The organism is Dawidia cretensis, assembly GCF_018598175.1.
Classification (GTDB): Bacteria; Bacteroidota; Bacteroidia; order Cytophagales; family Cyclobacteriaceae; genus Ohtaekwangia; species Ohtaekwangia cretensis.
This window is the reverse complement of the sequence record NZ_JAHESE010000042.1, coordinates 32,270-49,713: the sequence shown is the minus strand read 5'-3', so window position 1 is coordinate 49,713 and position 17,444 is coordinate 32,270. Positions and strand designations below refer to the sequence as shown.

Sequence of the window (17,444 nt, the reverse complement as noted above, 5' to 3'; positions counted from 1 at the left end):
GATGTACAGGCATACAAAATACGGCGGCGGGGGGAGCACGAGTTTCGGGCTTAGTTTAATCTCGGTGATTTCGTCATCCATGTACGGCGGAACTATTTCATCTTCGGCGAGGACAAAATACGCTTCCCCTTCGGCGTGCATGCGTGCGGTGCGACCGTTGCGATGAATGAATGCGTCGCGTTGCTGGGGCAATTGATAATGGACAATGTGTTTGATCTCCGGAATATCGAGGCCGCGGCTGGCGAGGTCGGTGGCGATGAGAACATTGTGCGCGCCGGCGCGAAACTTGATGAGGTTTTTCTCGCGGTCGATTTGTTCCAGGGCGCCATGCAGGATGCCGTGGGCAAAGTTATGCCTACTGAAAAGCGCGCTGATGCGATCCACCGCTTCACGGTGATTGCAAAACACGAGGCATACTTCCTGGTTAAAGCCTGCCACCAGGCGCATGAGCGTTTCTACTTTCTCTGTGCTGAGTGTGTGAACGCTCTTAAGCTTCAGCCGGGTGGGAGCGGTGTCGTGGAGGTAGCTGATGCGTTCGGGCTGCGAGAAGGGAATAAAGGACGGCATTACATCCAACGACGTGGCCGACGTGAGTAAGTGACGCTGTTTGCCGGTGAGGGACTTGAACACGACGGCGAGCTGAGGCTCGAAGCCCATTTGCAGGGATTTGTCGAATTCGTCGAGCACTACCCAACGAATCGTTCTGGTGTCGAAGGTTTTGCGCAAAATGTGGTCGGCCAGGCGACCCGGGGTGCCTATGATCACCGCCGGCGGTGTGCTAAGACTGCTTTCTTCGATTTTCATGGCATGGCCACCGTAGAAGCAAGAAACCTTATAATTTGTCTTGAGGCTGCGAAACACCTGCTCGATTTGAAGCGCCAATTCGCGTGAAGGCACGATGATGAGCGCCTGCACCTCACCTTTTTCGGGTTTCAGGGCCTGGATGACCGGCAACAAAAAGGCAAGGGTCTTGCCCGACCCGGTGGGCGCGAGAAGCATCAAATTCGGGTTAGTGGCCGCCTTTGCAATCGTTTCTTCCTGCATCGGATTGAGTGTTTCGATGCCTATATTCTTTAAGTAGTCAGCCTGGGTGGCCTTGGCGGTGATTTGCATGGGGCAAAGGTACGGTAATCTGACGGCAACTTTTTTAAAATTCCTTTGGTTGTGGCTCCATCACCGTAGAGGTAGGCTGGCGTGAATCCATCCGGGTGGTACTGGAAACAGATGGCCCGACGGGCAGAGAAAATCTTTAGCTTTATTACAGGAGCTTCTGTCAGAGGTTCTGTTCCCCAAACAAGCACACCATTACGGTACAGTGTGATCGTACTCTTATCAGCATACGGAGAGTTCGTTCCGATGGAATGATCGTTTGCTTCGTTGAAGGTAGACCAGTCTGTATTCGCGTATCGCGACTGAATTTCTCCTGAATTACCTCCGGCTGCAAGTGAGCCCGCGGAAGTTGTGAAACTGTATTCAATGTATCCAAGGGCGTTCACTCCTGGAGTGCTAAGTGATACATATTTCATGATCACCTTACTATTTCCCAGCGGTGCATAATCGATCCACATGCCCAGGCTGCCTTTAAAATTTTCAGGTGTGATCCAGTAACGTGCGGTTACCTGGTTGTAAGGCACTGCTGTGGTTCCCGTATTAACGATCTTCAAGTAAGGTTTACCTTCGTTATTGGTAAGTGATCCGTCTGCATTACGATACTGGACTTTCAGATTCAGTGGTTCCGTTGTCAGTACTTATAGTTCTCCGGGCACGAAAGAAATGGAAGCGGGGGAGGTGCACTAATGTATATATAACTGTTTATAATACATATAAATTTGGTGAAACGAGGGACTACGAATCCCATTACCTGCCGCGGTAATGGGCTTTTTTATTATTGCTTTGTAGCAACAGTCAATGGAAAATCTTAACTTCCATTACATCATATCTACTTTTTTCGAGCCTACCATTGCATCTAACCCCTCATTATATGCATATTTTTACCCTATTGTTTCACCCTAACCTCCGAAGGTTATTCATTTCTTTGACGGTCTTGTTTTGCAGTGTAGCCCATGCGCAAGATACGTTGACCTATAAGACCGATGACCTATTCGATCTATCGCTGGAAGAGCTCCTGCAAATAAGTGTAACGGAACTGAACCGGGAGCTCAAGCTGTACGGATACATCAATACCAATGCGGAGCAGCAGTTTGTTTTTCCCAGCGTGGGTGCCGACGGTATCACCGTCAAAAAAAACGACCCTTTTGAATGGGTGCCGGTCAAAGCCTTTCACCTTTACGGCTCCGCATACCTGTCTGAAAAGATCGACGTGCTCTTTAACCTGGCATATGTTGACGAGACCATCGAAGTTCGTAACGCGTGGGGCAATTTCAAGATCACCCGTGAGTTGCAGGTAAGGGTTGGCAAGATGTATCGCCGTTTCGGGTTGTACAATGAAAAGCTCGATCAGATCCCTACCTTCACCGGTATCGAGCCTCCGGAGATTTTCGATGCGGACCACCTCTTCATTACACGCACCACTAACTTCATGCTTCATGGCAATCGTAATTTCGGATCGACCAATGTTCAATATTCCCTTACCACTGAAAATGGTGAAGGCGGCGCAGCGCCAGGCGTAGTGCCCCTCGGTTGGGATCTGCGTATGAAATCCGACAGGCATTCGCTGGTGTTCGGCACCTCCGGTTTTGCCAGCAGCATGAATGGCAGGAATACCACATCGACCGTGGAGTTTAACGACGGGCCTCCCCAAGGCGGCGTGCTGCCCTGGATGGACGGCGATCATTTTTTTCTCACGGGCCTCTTCGGTGAAAAACAGATCGGCAGAGTCAACCTGCAAGTAGAATACTGGATCGCCAGACACGATGCCCTCCGCAACCCCGACAATGTGCTGACACTGGTCCGCGAGGCCGGGATCAATCCGCAACAGCGTCAACGGTTCCTGGGCGCCAACAGCAACAAAGCGGACGACCAGCTTACTACCGCCGATGTCGTCGTGCCCGTATCATATGACGTCAAAACCTACTATATACGCCTCGCCTATAATATCGATACCCGTTACGGCCAGTTTGTGCCCTATCTGTTTCTCGACTGGATGTCGCATCCCGAAGTGATCAACAATAAAGACTTTGGCGGCGACAAAGAATCCGGCCTGGCCGACGATGGCGTCTTTACGAAAACCTCCGCAGGCATGGTGTACCGGCCTGTACCTACGGTGGCCATCAAGCTGGACGGGAGTATTCACAGCCAGAAGTTCAATGGCCAGACGGTGAAGTATCCAGAGATCAGGCTCGACCTTTCGTGGGCATTTAAAAATTAACTTTCAGTAATAGCATACTAACTTACCCGGGATCAAGCATCGTAAAAAGGCAACCTCTTTGATTTGCAAATGCCTCTCATCTCGCGTTACATCGCCAGCCAGAAAATAGCAGAATTTTATTAATTTTCGCGATGGTAAAAGACCGCGAACAACTCAACGCTGAATGGGAGAGGTTCAGGCATTTTTTTAAACGTGAAGAAATGCCTGCCAAAACAGTTTTATTGAAGGAAGGTCAGATTTCTGAAAGAATGTTTTACATAGAAAAGGGATGTATCAGACTGTCTTTTAACAAGGACGGAAAGGATATAACTTTTCAGTTTTTTTTTGAAGGGGAGGGGGTTTCATCAGCCGAGAGTTTTCGCGGCAATGAGCCGAGCTTATTTTCGATTGAAACGATTGAACCTTCCATACTCCATACCTTAAAAAAAAGGGATTGTGTGACCATGGTAGAAAGCTCTTCACTTATCAAACAGGAATTGGAGGACCAGACCTTTCAGCGATTAATGTATTACCAGAAGCTATTTCTTTCAAGAATTAAAAATAGCCCCGAAGAGAGATATAACGAGCTATTGCAGCAAAGTCCTCACATCCTGCAAAGAGTGCCCCAACACTACATCGCGTCGTTTCTGGGGATCACATCCGTGTCACTAAGCAGAATTAGAAATAGAAGGTGACATTTCTTAACAATTGTTATCGCTTTAGGGGCGTGTCTCAAGCCAACTTTGTCTTAAACAAAAGCCAAAAGCGATGAAACAATTCAAAATCCAAATTGCTGAGCATGAGATCGACGACCTGAACCAAAGATTGTCAAAGACACGCTGGCCCGGTGAAATGATTAATGAAGGATGGAAAAAAGGAGCGCCAATAGATTATTTAAAAAAACTGGCGGATTATTGGCAGCACAAATTTGACTGGAAAAAGCAAGAAGCGCTGTTAAATAAGTATCCCCAGTTTATAACTGAAGTCGATGGCCAGAACATCCATTTCCTTCATATAAGATCGAATGATCCCAACGCAACTCCGCTTATGTTAATTCATGGATGGCCGGGATCCTTCGCAGATTTCGCCCAAGTGATTGAGCCACTTGCTAATGGGAATGGACTCAACTCATTTCATTTAGTTATCCCGTCTATTCCCGGGTTTGGTTTTTCAACTCCGGTTAGAGAAAAGGGGTGGAATATGTTTCGAATTGCTGCGGCCTTTGCCACGCTGATGGAGCAATTAGGATATGCAAAATTTGCCGTTCACGGCGGTGATATGGGCGCGGGGATCGCCAGTATAATGTCGGCAGTAGCAGCAAATAAACTGATCGGAACACACGTGAATACCGATTTCTACTCCGTGGCAGGACTGGGGATGTTTCCATCGGATACTTCATTTTTATCTGACGAGGAAAAGTTAAGGCTGGAACGAATGAAAGAATATAAGAAGAACGGCACAGCGTATCTTGAAATACAATCGACAAGACCACATACCGTTGCTTATTCCTTGTCGGATAGTCCGGTGGGTCAGCTGGCATGGATCGTTGAAAAATATAAAGAATGGACCGATGAGGACAAGGAATTACCGGAAGACGCCATGGGCATAGATCAAATTTTGACGAATGTCTCTTTGTATTGGTTTAATAAAATCGGGGCTTCGAGCGCTGAGGTGCTTTATGAAAACATGAGCATGGCTTTTAACTGGGGAAGTGAGAGTGGGACACAGGATTCCAGTCAATGGACGCCACCGAAGGTACCTTCTGCCATGACTGTGTTTGGTAAAAGCGCTGATAAGTCTCTCTTTAAGAAACTGCTGTCCATGACCGGAGAACCAGATCACTATATCTTTCATGAAAAAGGTGGTCATTTTCCTGCCATGGAGGTTCCTGAATTATTCGTGAAGGATCTCAGAGAAGTTTTTGGACAAAGTGGATCTTAATATGACGGTTAAAGAATTGATACAACGAAGGTTGATTAATCAAAGATTAGCCTCTACGGAGTTTGAGTCTTGTGTGGATGTTGTCTCTCATTTCGGTGCCATGCAATCCCAGGATTACGCCATGGCGAAATGGGCAGTGGGTATGCGAATGCGCACGGCTTCCGACCTGGATATTGAGATGTGTGTCAATTCGGGCGAGATCATCCGCACGCATGTTCTTCGGCCCACCTGGCATTTTGTTAACCGTAACGATGTCCGCTGGATGATGGAGTTATCTGCACCGTATGTAAAGAAAGCAACACAATATTACGATCGGCAGGTAGGTCTTACAGACGAAGTTTTCAAAAAAGTATGGAAGGTGATCGAAGTTGAATTGCAACGCGATGACAATCTTTCAAAAGAGGATTTAATGGATCGACTCGCGAAAAGGAAGATCGACGTTGATAATTTGATGGCTACGCAGATCTTGATACGAGCCGAGTTGGAAATGCGTGTGTGCAGTGGGGTAAGAAAGAAAAATAAAGCTACTTATTCTCTCTTCGATAAAAAGATTCCGCAGGCGGAGAAAATAGCCAAAAAGGACTCGCTTGTAAAACTCGCGTCGGTCTATTTCAATTCGAGGAGTCCTGCCACCGTAAAAGATTTTATGTGGTGGAGTGGGTTGAGTCTGTCAGATGCAAAATTCGGAATATCCGGACTGGGCGAGGGCCTCCAGCGCGCTTCTCTGGATGGTTTGGAGTATTTGTACTTTGAAAAGACGCATTATCAGAAAAAGAAAATATCGGTGCTGCTTCCTGCTTACGACGAATATATGGTCGGTTATTCTGAAGGCAGAAACATTGCCTTCCCGCCTGATATTGATAAGTCCCTGTTGGGCAATGGAATATTTAAGCCAATAGCTTTATTTGATAATACGATAGCCGGTACATGGAAAAAGATAAACAAGGATCCCTTTGTCGAAATACAATTTCTGGATGACAACAAAAAGTACAATGGTGTAAAATCAAAACTCGGAGCGTTTGGGCGTTTTTTACGGAAACAAGAAAAATAGATACCTTGTCGGCCAAGACGACAAAACCATGAAAACGCCCTTGATTACGCCAGAAGGTTTGGAGAAGCTAAAAGCTGAGTTGGATCATTTGTGGCGCGTTGAGCGGCCGGACACCACGCAAAAGGTGGCCTGGGCCGCGAGCCTTGGCGATCGTTCTGAAAATGCAGATTATCACTACAATAAAAAGCGCCTGCGCGAAATTGACCGGCGATTGCTCTATTTACGGAAATGTATTGACGACTTGAAGGTCGTGAGTTATTCACCCTTTCAGGAAGGGAAAGTATTGTTTGGCGCGTGGGTGGAAATTAGAAATGACAGAGGTGATCAAAAACGCTTCCGTATAGTAGGGTATAATGAGATTTTTGACACGAAAGATTACATCTCTATAGACTCACCGATGGCAGTCGCACTCATGAAAAAAGAAGTGGGTGATGAAGCTGTGGTGAAAACAGATGCAGGTGAGTTTGTCTGGCATGTTACCAAAATTGAGTACCAGAAATAACTGACTGCCGAACGCCGATGACCCGACTCATAGCTACGATAAGGAACCTGATCCAGATCAGTGCCGATGAAGAAGTAATACTAGCTGGTTTATTCAAACCGCTTAAATTGAATGCCGGCGAATATTTTCTCGAAGAAGGGCAGCTATGCCGTTATGTCGGATTCATTGAAGAGGGATTAGTACGTTATCACATGAACGATAACGGCAGTCAGAAAACTTTATATTTCAGTAAAGAAGGTGAATTCGTTTCTAACTACCAGAGTTTTCTTCCCCGGGAACCTTCTAATACCAGTATACAAGCCATTGAGGATACCGCTTTGCAGGTTATCAATTATGAAAATTTGCAACAGCTGTATTCAGGCGTTAGCGAAGGTGAAAAATTAGGGCGGTTAGCGATTGAAAACGTTTTTTTAAGCAGCTTGCAGCAGTTAAAATCTTTTTATAAGGATTCTCCTGCTGAACGATACCAACAGTTTTTGCGATCCTATCCCAGTCTTGCGCAAAGGATTCCGCAATATCATATTGCCTCTTATGTGGGTATCAAACCTCAGTCATTGTCCAGGATCCGGAAAAGAATGGTCACGCAAAAATGATCCGCGTTTCTTGTATTAGTTAACCAGGGTGAACGAGAAAGGTTGGTCAGTGTAGGAGATTTGTGTCATTAATCAATATTATAATGGAAACACAAGTCAAACAACAACAACACTACTGGGGTATGCGTTCGGTTTCTTACTGGATCACGCTCGTCTTGGCACTGGGAATTATTTTTATCGGCGTACGCTTTATTCTGCAGCCCGTGGTTGGTGCGATCGGCTACGGCGTAGCTTTTAGCGATGAGCAGGATGCCGTGTATGGTAAAATCAAGGGTATTCGTGATGTGTTTTCGGGCATTGTTTTGCTGCCTCTGCTGATCATGCGGATGCGAAAAGCCGCGGCCTGGGTGTTTACAACTGCCATTGTCGTTCCTGTGGTCGATTTCCTGATCATACGCTTCACGAATGGCGCCGGGGATCTTGAGCACCTTTTAGTGCATGGCGTAACGGCGCTGGTGATGATCGCAAATAGCTTCCTGCTATTCCATATGCGTAGCAGCCTTAAAGGCGATCACGCACATAGGAAATAGTTACGCGGTGCGGGAAACGATTTTCCCCGTGAGAAATCAATTACTAAAAGACAACTTAGGGCTGCTGCCCCAGTGTCCCGGCGGTGGTAGGGGGTCCGTGACATGAAATTCTGACCGATTGCGTAGTTTTGCTGTGCATTTCTTTGCAGAGAAGCGCTATTTTGTAAACGTCATAACTACGAATCTTAAATGCTTACACGAAACAAACCAGGATTTCTGGCTCTGCTTGCTTGCATCGCGTCGATCGGTGCGCTTGCGCAGGACCGGAAAGCACCAGCCTATCCGCTGATCACGCACAACCCCAATTTCAGTATTTGGTCGAACACAGACGAGCTGAATTCCTCGACCACCACACACTGGACAGGCTCGGAGCATTCGCTGCTGGGGCTCATCAACGTAGACGGCGAAATCTATCGTTTCCTTGGAAAAGAGGAGACAAATTACAGCACTGTGTTGAATGCGTCGGATGAAGCTGCTTATACGGTAGCCTATACCGAAGCAGCGCCACAGGGAAACTGGTTCTCACCTGACTATAAAGCGGAAGGTTGGAAGTCTGGCCCGGCGCCGATCGGCGACGATAACAAAACTGCAAAAACGCTCTGGAAGTCTCATGACATTTGGGTGAGACGGTCGTTTAATGTCGGCAACCCTGCCAGCATCAATGAATTGTTTTTGAAACTGAACCACGATGATAACGTCACGGTGTTTCTGAACGGCGAGCAGGTCTATGAGAAAACGGGATGGACCAATAGCTTTCAATATCAGCCAATCAGTAAGAATAGCCTGAAGGCCGGCCAGAATGTCATTGCCATCCATCTGGTAAATACAGCCGGTGGCCGGTTCCTGGATTTCGGGCTGGTGGATAGGGTGAAAGACAATTCCGGTACTACACAGCTGGCCGCGCAAAAGAACGTGGAGGTAACGGCTACGCGGACTATTTATAATTTCACCGCCGGAAAGATCGACTTGCAGGTGACGTTCACGTCACCTCTTTTGCTGAACGATCTAAACCTTTTGTCGCGTCCTGTATCCTACATAACATATAGCGTAAAGGCGAACGACGGGAAAAAGCATTCTGTGAAGGCTTTTCTTGGTGCATCGTCGAGTATAGCCGTATACCAGCCATCGCAGGCTGTCACGGCTCAAAAGTATGCCACGGACAAGCTGTCGATCCTGAAAACAGGTACGGTTGAGCAGCCCACGCTGCAAAAGGGCGCCGATGACATGCGCATTGACTGGGGCTACTTCTATGTAGCCGCTCCTAAGTCCAGTGGCGCCGAGCAATTTATCAGCAAGAGCGCTGAAGCGGCCGGTGCCTTTAAAAAGGGCACTGTAAAATCGACCGAGTCAAAAGGCCGGTCATTGTCGCTGAATACGGTGATTCCTTTTGGAACCGTCGGGGACGCCACGGTGGAGCGCTATGTCGAGCTGGGGTATGACGAGATCTATTCCATCCAGTACTTCAATACTAACCTGAGACCCTATTGGAACAATTCCGGCAAAGAGACGATAGAGGGTCAGTTGACCAAAGCGTCGGACGAATACAGCGCGGTCATGCAGAAGTGCGCGGCCTTTGATAAGGCTGTTGCCGGCGAGGCATTGAAGGCCGGAGGCGAGCAATATGCGCATTTGTGCATTCTTGCATATCGTCAAAGCATCGCAGCGCATACGCTCGTGAAAAGTCCCCAGGATGAAATTCTGTGGTTGTCGAAAGAAAATAACAGCGGTGGGTTTATTAATACGGTAGACGTAACGTATCCTTCTGCTCCGCTTTACCTGCTCTACAATCCGGAGTTGATGCAAGGTATGCTCACGGGTATTTTCTATTTCAGCGAATCAGGAAAATATCCTCATCCGTGGGCGGCACACGACCTTGGCACGTATCCTAAGGCGAATGGACAGACGTATGGTGAACCGATGCCGGTAGAAGAGTCCGGCAATATGATCATCCTTACGGCGGCTATCGCAAAGGTGCAAGGCAACGCGGACTACGCAAAAAAACATTGGAAAACGCTCTCCACGTGGGTGGATTACCTTGTCAGGGAGGGCCTCGACCCCAAGACGCAATTATGTACGGATGATTTCGCGGGGCACCTTGCCCGGAATGCCAACTTGTCTGTTAAAGCGATTGTAGGAATTGCCTGCTATGCGCAGCTGGCCGAAGCGCTGGGCGAACACGAAACTGCAAAAAAATACAGTGCTATTGCTGAAAGCATGGTACCGAAGTGGATCGAAATGGCGGATGCCGGCGACCACTACGCCCTGACGTTTGATGACAAGAACACCTGGAGTCAAAAGTATAACCTGGTTTGGGATAAAGTGCTGCAACTTAACTTGTTCCCGCAGAAAGTTTATGAAACGGAGACCCGGTATTACCTGACGAAGAACAATAAATTCGGTATACCACTGGACAGCCGCAGAGCCTATACCAAAAACGATTGGATTTTGTGGACGGCCACATTTGCGCCCACGCCAGCGCAATTTGAGGCGCTCGTCAAACCGGTATACGTACATGCACTCGAAACTCCCTCACGTGTTCCGCTCAATGACTTTTACGATTCGAACACCGGAATCCGTGACAACTTCAAAGCGCGGAGTGTGGTGGGCGGATTCTATATGAAGATCTTATCCGATAGGTTACGGGGCAAGTAGTGTCTGGACTTACAGTAAGATAAAATACAAGGCCGTTCCGAGACTGGAGCGGCCTTTCTATTTTGCGCTCGCCTTCCATTCATTGCTTAGGTTTGGCTAGTTGACTTTTTGAAACTCCATACCATAATACAAATTCCGATTATGACGAAGGGTAAGCTTAGTATTTGTCCCATATTCAGCGGCCAATTTTGTTCAAACGCTTTCTGATTTTCTTTTAAAAATTCCAGTAGGAATCTTTGTGCGAAGATTAATGACAAGCCAAGTCCAAAGAGAAAACCTTTGTGATTTTGGGTCTTCCCCGATTTCCATAAAAGAAACAAAATTAAAGAAATTGTTAGGTAGAATAAAGCTTCATAGAGCTGTGCAGGGTGTCGCGGAACCTGATCGATACGAATGAACACAAATGCCCAAGGTGCTTGCGCGGGTATTCCGATGATTTCGGAATTCATCAAATTACCTAATCTTATGAAGCATCCAAGTAATGATCCTGCTATGGTTAACCTGTCCAGCGTCCACAAGAAATCTTTTTTGTGTTTTTTACTATATAGATATACTGTCGACAATGCACCTAAGACTCCTCCATGACTTGCCAGTCCCGTAAATCCTATAAATTCGAATTTGGGTTTTATGCGGATAGGTAGAATCTCTATGGGATTGTTCAGGTAGTAAATGGGGTCATAAAAAAGAATGTGCCCGAGGCGCGCTCCGATAATGACCCCCAGTACTATATAAATTGTGAGGTTATCCAGGCCAGATTGCGCATGCGCTTCAAGCTTATAAATCTTGAGCATGACCTGGTATCCCAGCATCATCCCGATGGCCCAGCAGAATCCATACCATCTTAAGAACTCTACACCTGCGGAAATCCTTGGGTCGATATCCCAAATTACATAAGAACTCATCCTCCTTGACAGCAAGTCGTTAGAATGATAAATATGATGGTTGTCATGTATCCAGGTAATCTTATTATTGACTGTTGATCAGTCTGTTCTATAATACATAAGATTTCTTCCCGATTTAGTGGCTCCATGGAATTGACGAGCAGAAACTGTTTCCATGCGGGTTTAAGATTGTTTAGATTCATGACGATGGTTTTTGAGTTTTACTTTTAGTTCGGTCGTTATTCTATTCAGCCTGGTACTTACGTTAGTGGGGGTTAAGTCCAGCATTAGGGAGATTTCCTTGTTTTGGTATCCTTCCAGAGATAAGATGACGATAGCCTTGTCCACATCTTTTAAAGATTGAATCACGATACCCAGGAGCTCACGATCATCATCCGCCATTGCCGGCGGATTAATCAGGTCCGGGAGTAGTAAAGGCTCTGTGATGATCTTGTTTCTCTCGTTCCGGACTTTGGTGAGCAACGTGTTGAGACTAACGCTGTAAATCCATGTACTGATTTTTGACTCGCCGCGGAAGGTGTCAAAGGATTTCCAGAGTTGCAGGATGATGTCTTGGTAAGCATCGCGTTGGTCTTCATAACGGGCATAATAGGCTTTGCAAAGACTTTTGATAATCCCCTGGTTCTCGCGGATGATTCGGATAAAGTTTTGCTGTTTCAATTCCATCTGTACGATGATCTTTCGATCATTAGTAGCGTGTTTTGAAGAATTGTCACAGCTTCGCGAATTTTTTTCCAGGGGGGGCTGTATTTGCCCCATGTTCGCCGGTAAGGGAGCTAGAATACATAATATTTAGGGTTAGACGAGTAAAACCAGGCCGTTTTATGCACTATAGGTTGAAGTGGTTGGCAAGGCGTTTAAAGAGGCGATTTGATTGTGAAATTTTTCAATCCGGCTTCAGTGCTGTTATCCTCGGTCAGCACAAAACCCGAATGATTGATATCAGTTTATGGTAGGGGAAGCTTGGCGGCGGACCGTTTTTGGTCCTGGCTGGAGAGGCCCACATTTACTCGAGCCGGTAAACCGGTATTGAACGACAATTTTTAAGAATACCCAAAACCTTAGTTCCCATGAAAAAAAATGAATGGAGTGTTGTGGGCGCGCCCCGACAGTTCGGTTGGCGCATGTGCGGTAGAGAAAAACTTGTATTACTAAAAAATCTTACGGTATTTATTTTTGTGTTCGGCAGTTGCAATCTGTTTGCGCAGGCAAACGACCCACGTGCCGAGAACATGCAAAACGGCTTGTTTAACATCTTCATGTCGGCAGACCGAAGTTATTTCAAACACAACAGTGCTTCGGACAACGATCCCTATGGCTATGGCTATTGGGTGACGGCGCATGGGCTCGAAACCATGGCTGACGCCTATCAGCGGACGCGCAACAGCGTTTATCGCGACCGGATGAAAAGCATTTTGGCAGGCATCCGGAAATATAATTTATATGGTGCCGGCACGTATCATAATGATTACTACGATGATTTGGAATGGTTGGGCCTGGCCTGTTTTAATGCGTATAACGCTACCAAAGATCCAGAATATCTGGATGCGGTTCATCAGATATGGACTGAAATTAAAACAGGATACAGTGGGGGAAAGATGTCGTGGCGGAAAGGTTGCACTACTCCCTGTAACAATGCGATCGGCAACAGCCCGGCCATTGTTTTGGCTGTCAGGCTTTATAAGCTGGAGAACGATGCCGCCAATTTACAGATGGCAAAAGATATCCATGCCTGGATGAAGGCCAATCTATTAAACGCCAACGGCGGTATCTGGGACAGTCCCGGTAATTTTGACCCTGACTGGCAATTTTCTTACAACTCCGGACTTTTTATTGCTGCGAGCCTGGAACTGAATATTGTGACGGGTACACAATCCTATCTGGACGATGCCATTAAAGCCGCCGAGTTCATGATGAATTTCAGAAACTATAATGGCGGTGTGTTTTTCCTGAATGAAGTTGGTCAGGGCGATGGCGGGTTGTTCAAAGGCATCTTTGCGAAGTATTTCTCTGAGCTTATTCGTAAGGGCAATCTGACAAGCGGCCAAAGAGATCGCTACTTACAGATACTGAACTACACGGGCAATTCAGTATGGAATAATGCAGTCAATAAATCGAACTACCTGATTAGTCCGGTATGGTCGGCCATGCCGAGTGGAACGATCGATTTATCTACGGAGCTAAGCGGTGTCCACTTGTTTGAATCTTTAGCAGGAATGACGAAAGTGCATGCCTATCAGGACATCAATTACAGTGGATTTTATTCGCAGTTGGCCGAGGGAACGTACACACTGGCGCAGCTTCAGGCCAGGGGCGTTACGGACAATGGCATAACATCCATGACCGTTCCGGGTGGATATTCCGTCACGGTGTATGAGAATGATAATTTTACGGGCGCTTCCAAAACGTTCACCGCCAATGCGACGTGGCTGGCGGATTGGAATGACAGAATTTCTTCGATAAAGATCGCCTACATTGGCGCACCCGTGAGTGTGTATCAGGATATCAACTTTGGCGGCTATGCGGGGGGACTTGACGTCGGTGACTATACACGTGCCCAGCTCCAGGTGAAGGGTATCGCCGACAATGATGTCACGTCGTTAAAGGTCGCACAGGGTTTTACGGTGACGGTATATGACGGCGATAACTTCAGTGGGGCCTCCAGCGTCTATACGGCCAATACGGGCTGGCTGGCGGACTGGAACGACCGGGCGACCTCGCTGCGCATCAGTACCACGGGCGATCAAACCCTCAGCGGAATTTACCTGCTGCAAAATCGCAACAGTAGTCTATACATGGATATCTCGGGTGGTACCGGCTCAACCAACGACGGCGCCAACGTGCATCAATGGAGCGTGACGCAGGCTACTAACCAGCAATTCCTATTCGAGCATACCGGCAATGGCGCGTATAAGATCACGGCCGTAAACAGCGGCAAAGCGCTTGACGTAAATTCGAATGGCAAGGATAACGGGATCAACGTGCAGCAATGGAGTTATTTCGACTATTTCAATCAGCAGTTTGTTGCGGTCTCTACCGGCGATGGCTTTTTTAAACTGATCGCGAAGCACAGTGGGAAATTGCTGGAGGTGGCCGGATTCAGTACGGCAAATGGAGGGAATGTGCAACAATGGGAGAACCTCAATCAGAGTAGTGGCATGTGGAAGCTAATCAGGCCTACTGGCGTTACGGGTGGTGGCGGTGAAGAACCGGTTACTCATATCTATCCTAATCCGGGCAGGAGCGGGCAAAGCAATGAAGTGGTCATTACGTTGAACAAGCCATCAGATCATGTGCAGCTGACGCTGATCAGTGATCAGGGACGCATGATCATGAGTGGCGGGCGTAAGGTTGTGGATTCGAAGGTGTCGGTTTTAATTCCACCCGTTTCAGCGGGGTTGTATTTGATACGGATGCAGGATCAGACGCATGTATGGACGGAGAAGTATTTGGTGAAGTAGTGCCTGATGATAATCTGTAGTCATACGCTTGCCGGCCGCAAGGGCTGGTAAGCGTTTTGCACAATGGTAAGCTTAATACATTATATTTGGCTGGTTAACAAGGTGACGAAATGTTTAGAAATCTGTTACTAGTAGGTTTGACCAATTGCCTGTTTTGCGTAGTGCCATTGGCAGTACAGGCACAACAAAGTGAAACTGCCTGGTTTAAAGATGTTACGGCAACACACGTACCCCTGGATGGTAGGGAGCATGCGCTGGACGTGGCTTTCCTGGATGTCGACGGCGATCATGACCTGGATGCGATTCTGGCGTTGGAATCGGAGCCCAACCGTTTATACCTGAATGATGGTAAAGGAAAATTTACATGGAAGAAAGGCGCTTTTGCGGAGAGGAATCACGATTCAGAGCATGTACGGATAGCCGACTTTAATAAGGATGGTATAGCCGACATTATTTTTGCGGCGGAAGACGACCAAACACATGAGTATTATACAGGCAATGGCGACGGTACGTTTGTTGACGTAAGCGACCGTCTGCCGGCTAAAAGTGAGGCCAATGGCCTGGACGTAGGTGATGTGAACGGCGACGGATTGCCTGATATCATCGTCGGTAATTCTGGTTCAAACGCGCAGGATTTTTTATGGGTCAACGATCCTGAAAAACCCGGTTACTTTAGTGACTATACAACTGGTGGGCTGCCCGCGATTGAAGACCAAACCCAGGCAGTAAAACTGGCCGATCTGAATGGTGACCGTACATTGGATGTGGTAGTAGGTAATGAAGTACCGCCGAATCGGTTATTTTTTAACGACGGCAAGGGCAAGTTCACGGAGCGCCCGGAGAATCTTGAGCTCCTGGTGCCATTGCACACCCGCGATGTGTTGGTGTTTGATGCTAACCGGGACGGGCATGCGGATATTCTATTTGTTAACCTGACCAACAACGGTGGTCCATGGGATAAAGATCCTACGGCTCGCTTGCTGATAAATGATGGCAAGGGAAATTTTAAAGACGAAACTGCCAGAAGGATTCCCGCCCAGAAACTATCCAGCTATTCGGGTGCTATCGTGGATTTTAATCATGACGGTTACGCGGATATTATTCTGAGTGCTATAAAAACACCTCCCTTCGAAGCGGCCCAGGTGCAGGCTTTGCAAAATGATGGCAAAGGCATATTTACGAATGTAACCAGTCAAGCAATTCCAGCCACAACGGTATGTCGTGGCTGGGGTATTGCTGTGGGGGATGTAAACGGTGATGCGGTCCTGGATTTGATGATTGGTGGATGGGGATCGCAGGTGCGTTTATTACTTGGGAAAAAGTAGGGCGTCGGTTATTGTATTATTCGACATAGAATGTTGAGATCTCTGCCAGTCCGGGTTGTTGGTTGGCATCATGACCGGATAGGGGTTTCAATTGGAAGTACCGGAATGATTTTCTGGCCGGCAGATCGAAATACAGCTCCACGCCTTGTGTGTTGGGCAGGTTGAAATTCCCCAGGCTTTCCCAGTTCTCTTTGTCATTGCTGCTGAGCAGCTCCAGAACTTTGATTTTCCGGTCGCCTTCCTTTTGCAGTATCACGAAACCATCTACATCGTGTTCAGATTTCATGTCTACCGTTACCCAGTGGCCCTGTGCATACGATGTAGCATTGGTGGAGTAACGTGCTATCCACCAGGTCTTGTTATTCCCGTCTATAAGCCTTGCTGCCTGTCTGTCATTGGAGGGCTCTTCCGAGCTAAAACCGATCACGCTCCATACGCCTTTGGGGTATGGTATTTTTTCGGGGCGTATCGCAGGCGTAATCGTCTGCCACTTGGTGTAGAATGAGTCGATGGCGAGTTTACCGGGTTTAAAGACGGTTCTGTGCCGCATCGCGCTTCCTTCTTTGAAGCTGGACATCCTGGCTCTGAGTTCTTCTGCGGGCACAAATAAGGTTTGAGGAGTGCCGTATTCATCTTCATATTCAAACTGGGTGCCGATGGCCTCCGGGCCGGTCGAGCCGAAACGCGCGGTGCCGCGATTTTCCCATGTGGTTGCTTCGAGTATTGGCCGGAGAAGGAGCGACTTTTCGTAGTCATCCCCATAGGCGCTCCCGACGACTTCTGTCACCATGGAGGCGTGACCCTGGTCATCGTAGGCGATGATCTCGAATACATACGACGATTCATCGAGATCATTCAGCATCACTTTTACGGTATCGACAGACGAGGTCTTCTTGATTTCTACCGCTATCGAGTCTTTCCGGTTGTTCCAGTATACTTTCGCGCGTTTCACTTTCGGGTCGGCCAGGACGAGCCAGGTTAACTGCAGACGGTGTCTGCCGGGGTGTACCTTGGCGGAGTCTGCCTTGGCGGGATATATTTTCTCGCCGCCTTCCAGGAATTCTTTATAGTGCTCGTCCATTTCTCCACACGAGGCGATCCAGACAATGATTGCCGGCAGGATAAAAAGAAGTATGTGACGGTTCATGACGTTGTGGTTTACTTTAAAATTGTCATTCAT

15 protein-coding genes are annotated in these 17,444 nt (G+C 47.5%); 10 read left to right on the top strand and 5 right to left on the bottom strand.

The genetic code is table 11. The features are described from left to right. Together KK062_RS26670 and KK062_RS26665 are read right to left on the bottom strand one after the other, a co-directional pair. Nucleotides 1–1,113 (bottom strand): DEAD/DEAH box helicase (locus KK062_RS26670; RefSeq protein WP_254087437.1); only part of this gene is annotated, 1,113 nt, incomplete at its 3' end. Further along, complete coding sequence (locus tag KK062_RS26665) at nucleotides 1,074–1,724, bottom strand: cellulose binding domain-containing protein (RefSeq protein WP_262899326.1); 651 nt, start codon at nucleotides 1,722–1,724, stop codon at nucleotides 1,074–1,076. The genes KK062_RS26670 and KK062_RS26665, both read right to left, overlap by 40 nt. 257 nt (nucleotides 1,725–1,981) lie before the next feature. On the opposite strand from KK062_RS26665, the gene KK062_RS26660 reads away from it, so the two are divergent. From KK062_RS26660 to KK062_RS26625, 8 genes are all read left to right on the top strand, one after another. After that, a complete protein-coding gene (locus tag KK062_RS26660) occupies nucleotides 1,982–3,328 on the top strand; it encodes a hypothetical protein (protein WP_254087435.1) in 1,347 nt (448 codons plus the stop codon). Nucleotides 3,329–3,459: 131 nt separating this feature from the next. Beyond that, nucleotides 3,460–4,002, top strand: coding sequence for a Crp/Fnr family transcriptional regulator (locus KK062_RS26655; protein ID WP_254087434.1), 543 nt, complete (start codon nucleotides 3,460–3,462; stop codon nucleotides 4,000–4,002). Between the two features lie 73 nt (nucleotides 4,003–4,075). Further along, nucleotides 4,076–5,248 carry an epoxide hydrolase family protein gene (locus KK062_RS26650; RefSeq protein WP_254087433.1) on the top strand — a complete coding sequence of 391 codons (1,173 nt, stop codon included), beginning with the start codon at nucleotides 4,076–4,078 and terminating at the stop codon, nucleotides 5,246–5,248. A gap of 1 nt (nucleotide 5,249) precedes the next feature. Further along, on the top strand, nucleotides 5,250–6,299 hold the full coding sequence (locus KK062_RS26645) for a winged helix DNA-binding domain-containing protein (RefSeq protein ID WP_254087432.1): 1,050 nt from the start codon (nucleotides 5,250–5,252) through the stop codon (nucleotides 6,297–6,299). Nucleotides 6,300–6,327: 28 nt separating this feature from the next. After that, nucleotides 6,328–6,801 (top strand): transcription elongation factor GreB, encoded by a 474-nt coding sequence (gene greB / locus KK062_RS26640; protein ID WP_254087431.1) that lies wholly within the window; start codon nucleotides 6,328–6,330, stop codon nucleotides 6,799–6,801. A gap of 17 nt (nucleotides 6,802–6,818) precedes the next feature. Further along, complete coding sequence (locus KK062_RS26635) at nucleotides 6,819–7,394, top strand: Crp/Fnr family transcriptional regulator (RefSeq protein ID WP_254087430.1); 576 nt, start codon at nucleotides 6,819–6,821, stop codon at nucleotides 7,392–7,394. 83 nt (nucleotides 7,395–7,477) lie between these two features. Beyond that, nucleotides 7,478–7,924: a DUF4267 domain-containing protein gene (locus KK062_RS26630; protein WP_254087429.1), complete on the top strand. Its 447-nt coding sequence runs from the start codon at nucleotides 7,478–7,480 to the stop codon at nucleotides 7,922–7,924. A 189-nt stretch (nucleotides 7,925–8,113) separates the two neighbouring features. Then, nucleotides 8,114–10,576: a glutaminase family protein gene (locus KK062_RS26625; protein WP_254087428.1), complete on the top strand. Its 2,463-nt coding sequence runs from the start codon at nucleotides 8,114–8,116 to the stop codon at nucleotides 10,574–10,576. 86 nt (nucleotides 10,577–10,662) lie between these two features. Here the strand turns inward: KK062_RS26625 and lgt are convergent, their stop codons facing one another. Together lgt and KK062_RS26615 are read right to left on the bottom strand one after the other, a co-directional pair. After that, the gene (lgt, locus tag KK062_RS26620) at nucleotides 10,663–11,478 is read right to left on the bottom strand and encodes a prolipoprotein diacylglyceryl transferase (protein ID WP_262899324.1); all 816 of its coding nucleotides are present in this window, start codon (nucleotides 11,476–11,478) and stop codon (nucleotides 10,663–10,665) included. A gap of 162 nt (nucleotides 11,479–11,640) precedes the next feature. Beyond that, nucleotides 11,641–12,237, bottom strand: a complete 597-nt coding sequence (locus KK062_RS26615; RefSeq protein ID WP_254087426.1) for an RNA polymerase sigma factor — start codon at nucleotides 12,235–12,237, stop codon at nucleotides 11,641–11,643. A gap of 311 nt (nucleotides 12,238–12,548) precedes the next feature. Between KK062_RS26615 and KK062_RS26610 the strand changes: the two genes are divergently transcribed. Both KK062_RS26610 and KK062_RS26605 read left to right on the top strand, forming a co-directional pair. Further along, nucleotides 12,549–14,939 (top strand): RICIN domain-containing protein, encoded by a 2,391-nt coding sequence (locus tag KK062_RS26610; protein WP_254087425.1) that lies wholly within the window; start codon nucleotides 12,549–12,551, stop codon nucleotides 14,937–14,939. Nucleotides 14,940–15,049: 110 nt separating this feature from the next. Further along, entirely contained in the window at nucleotides 15,050–16,264 is a 1,215-nt protein-coding gene (locus tag KK062_RS26605) for an FG-GAP repeat domain-containing protein (protein WP_254087424.1), read from the top strand. Nucleotides 16,265–16,280: 16 nt separating this feature from the next. Here KK062_RS26605 and KK062_RS26600 read toward each other — a convergent pair whose 3' ends face one another. Then, entirely contained in the window at nucleotides 16,281–17,444 is a 1,164-nt protein-coding gene (locus KK062_RS26600) for a DUF4998 domain-containing protein (protein ID WP_254087423.1), read from the bottom strand.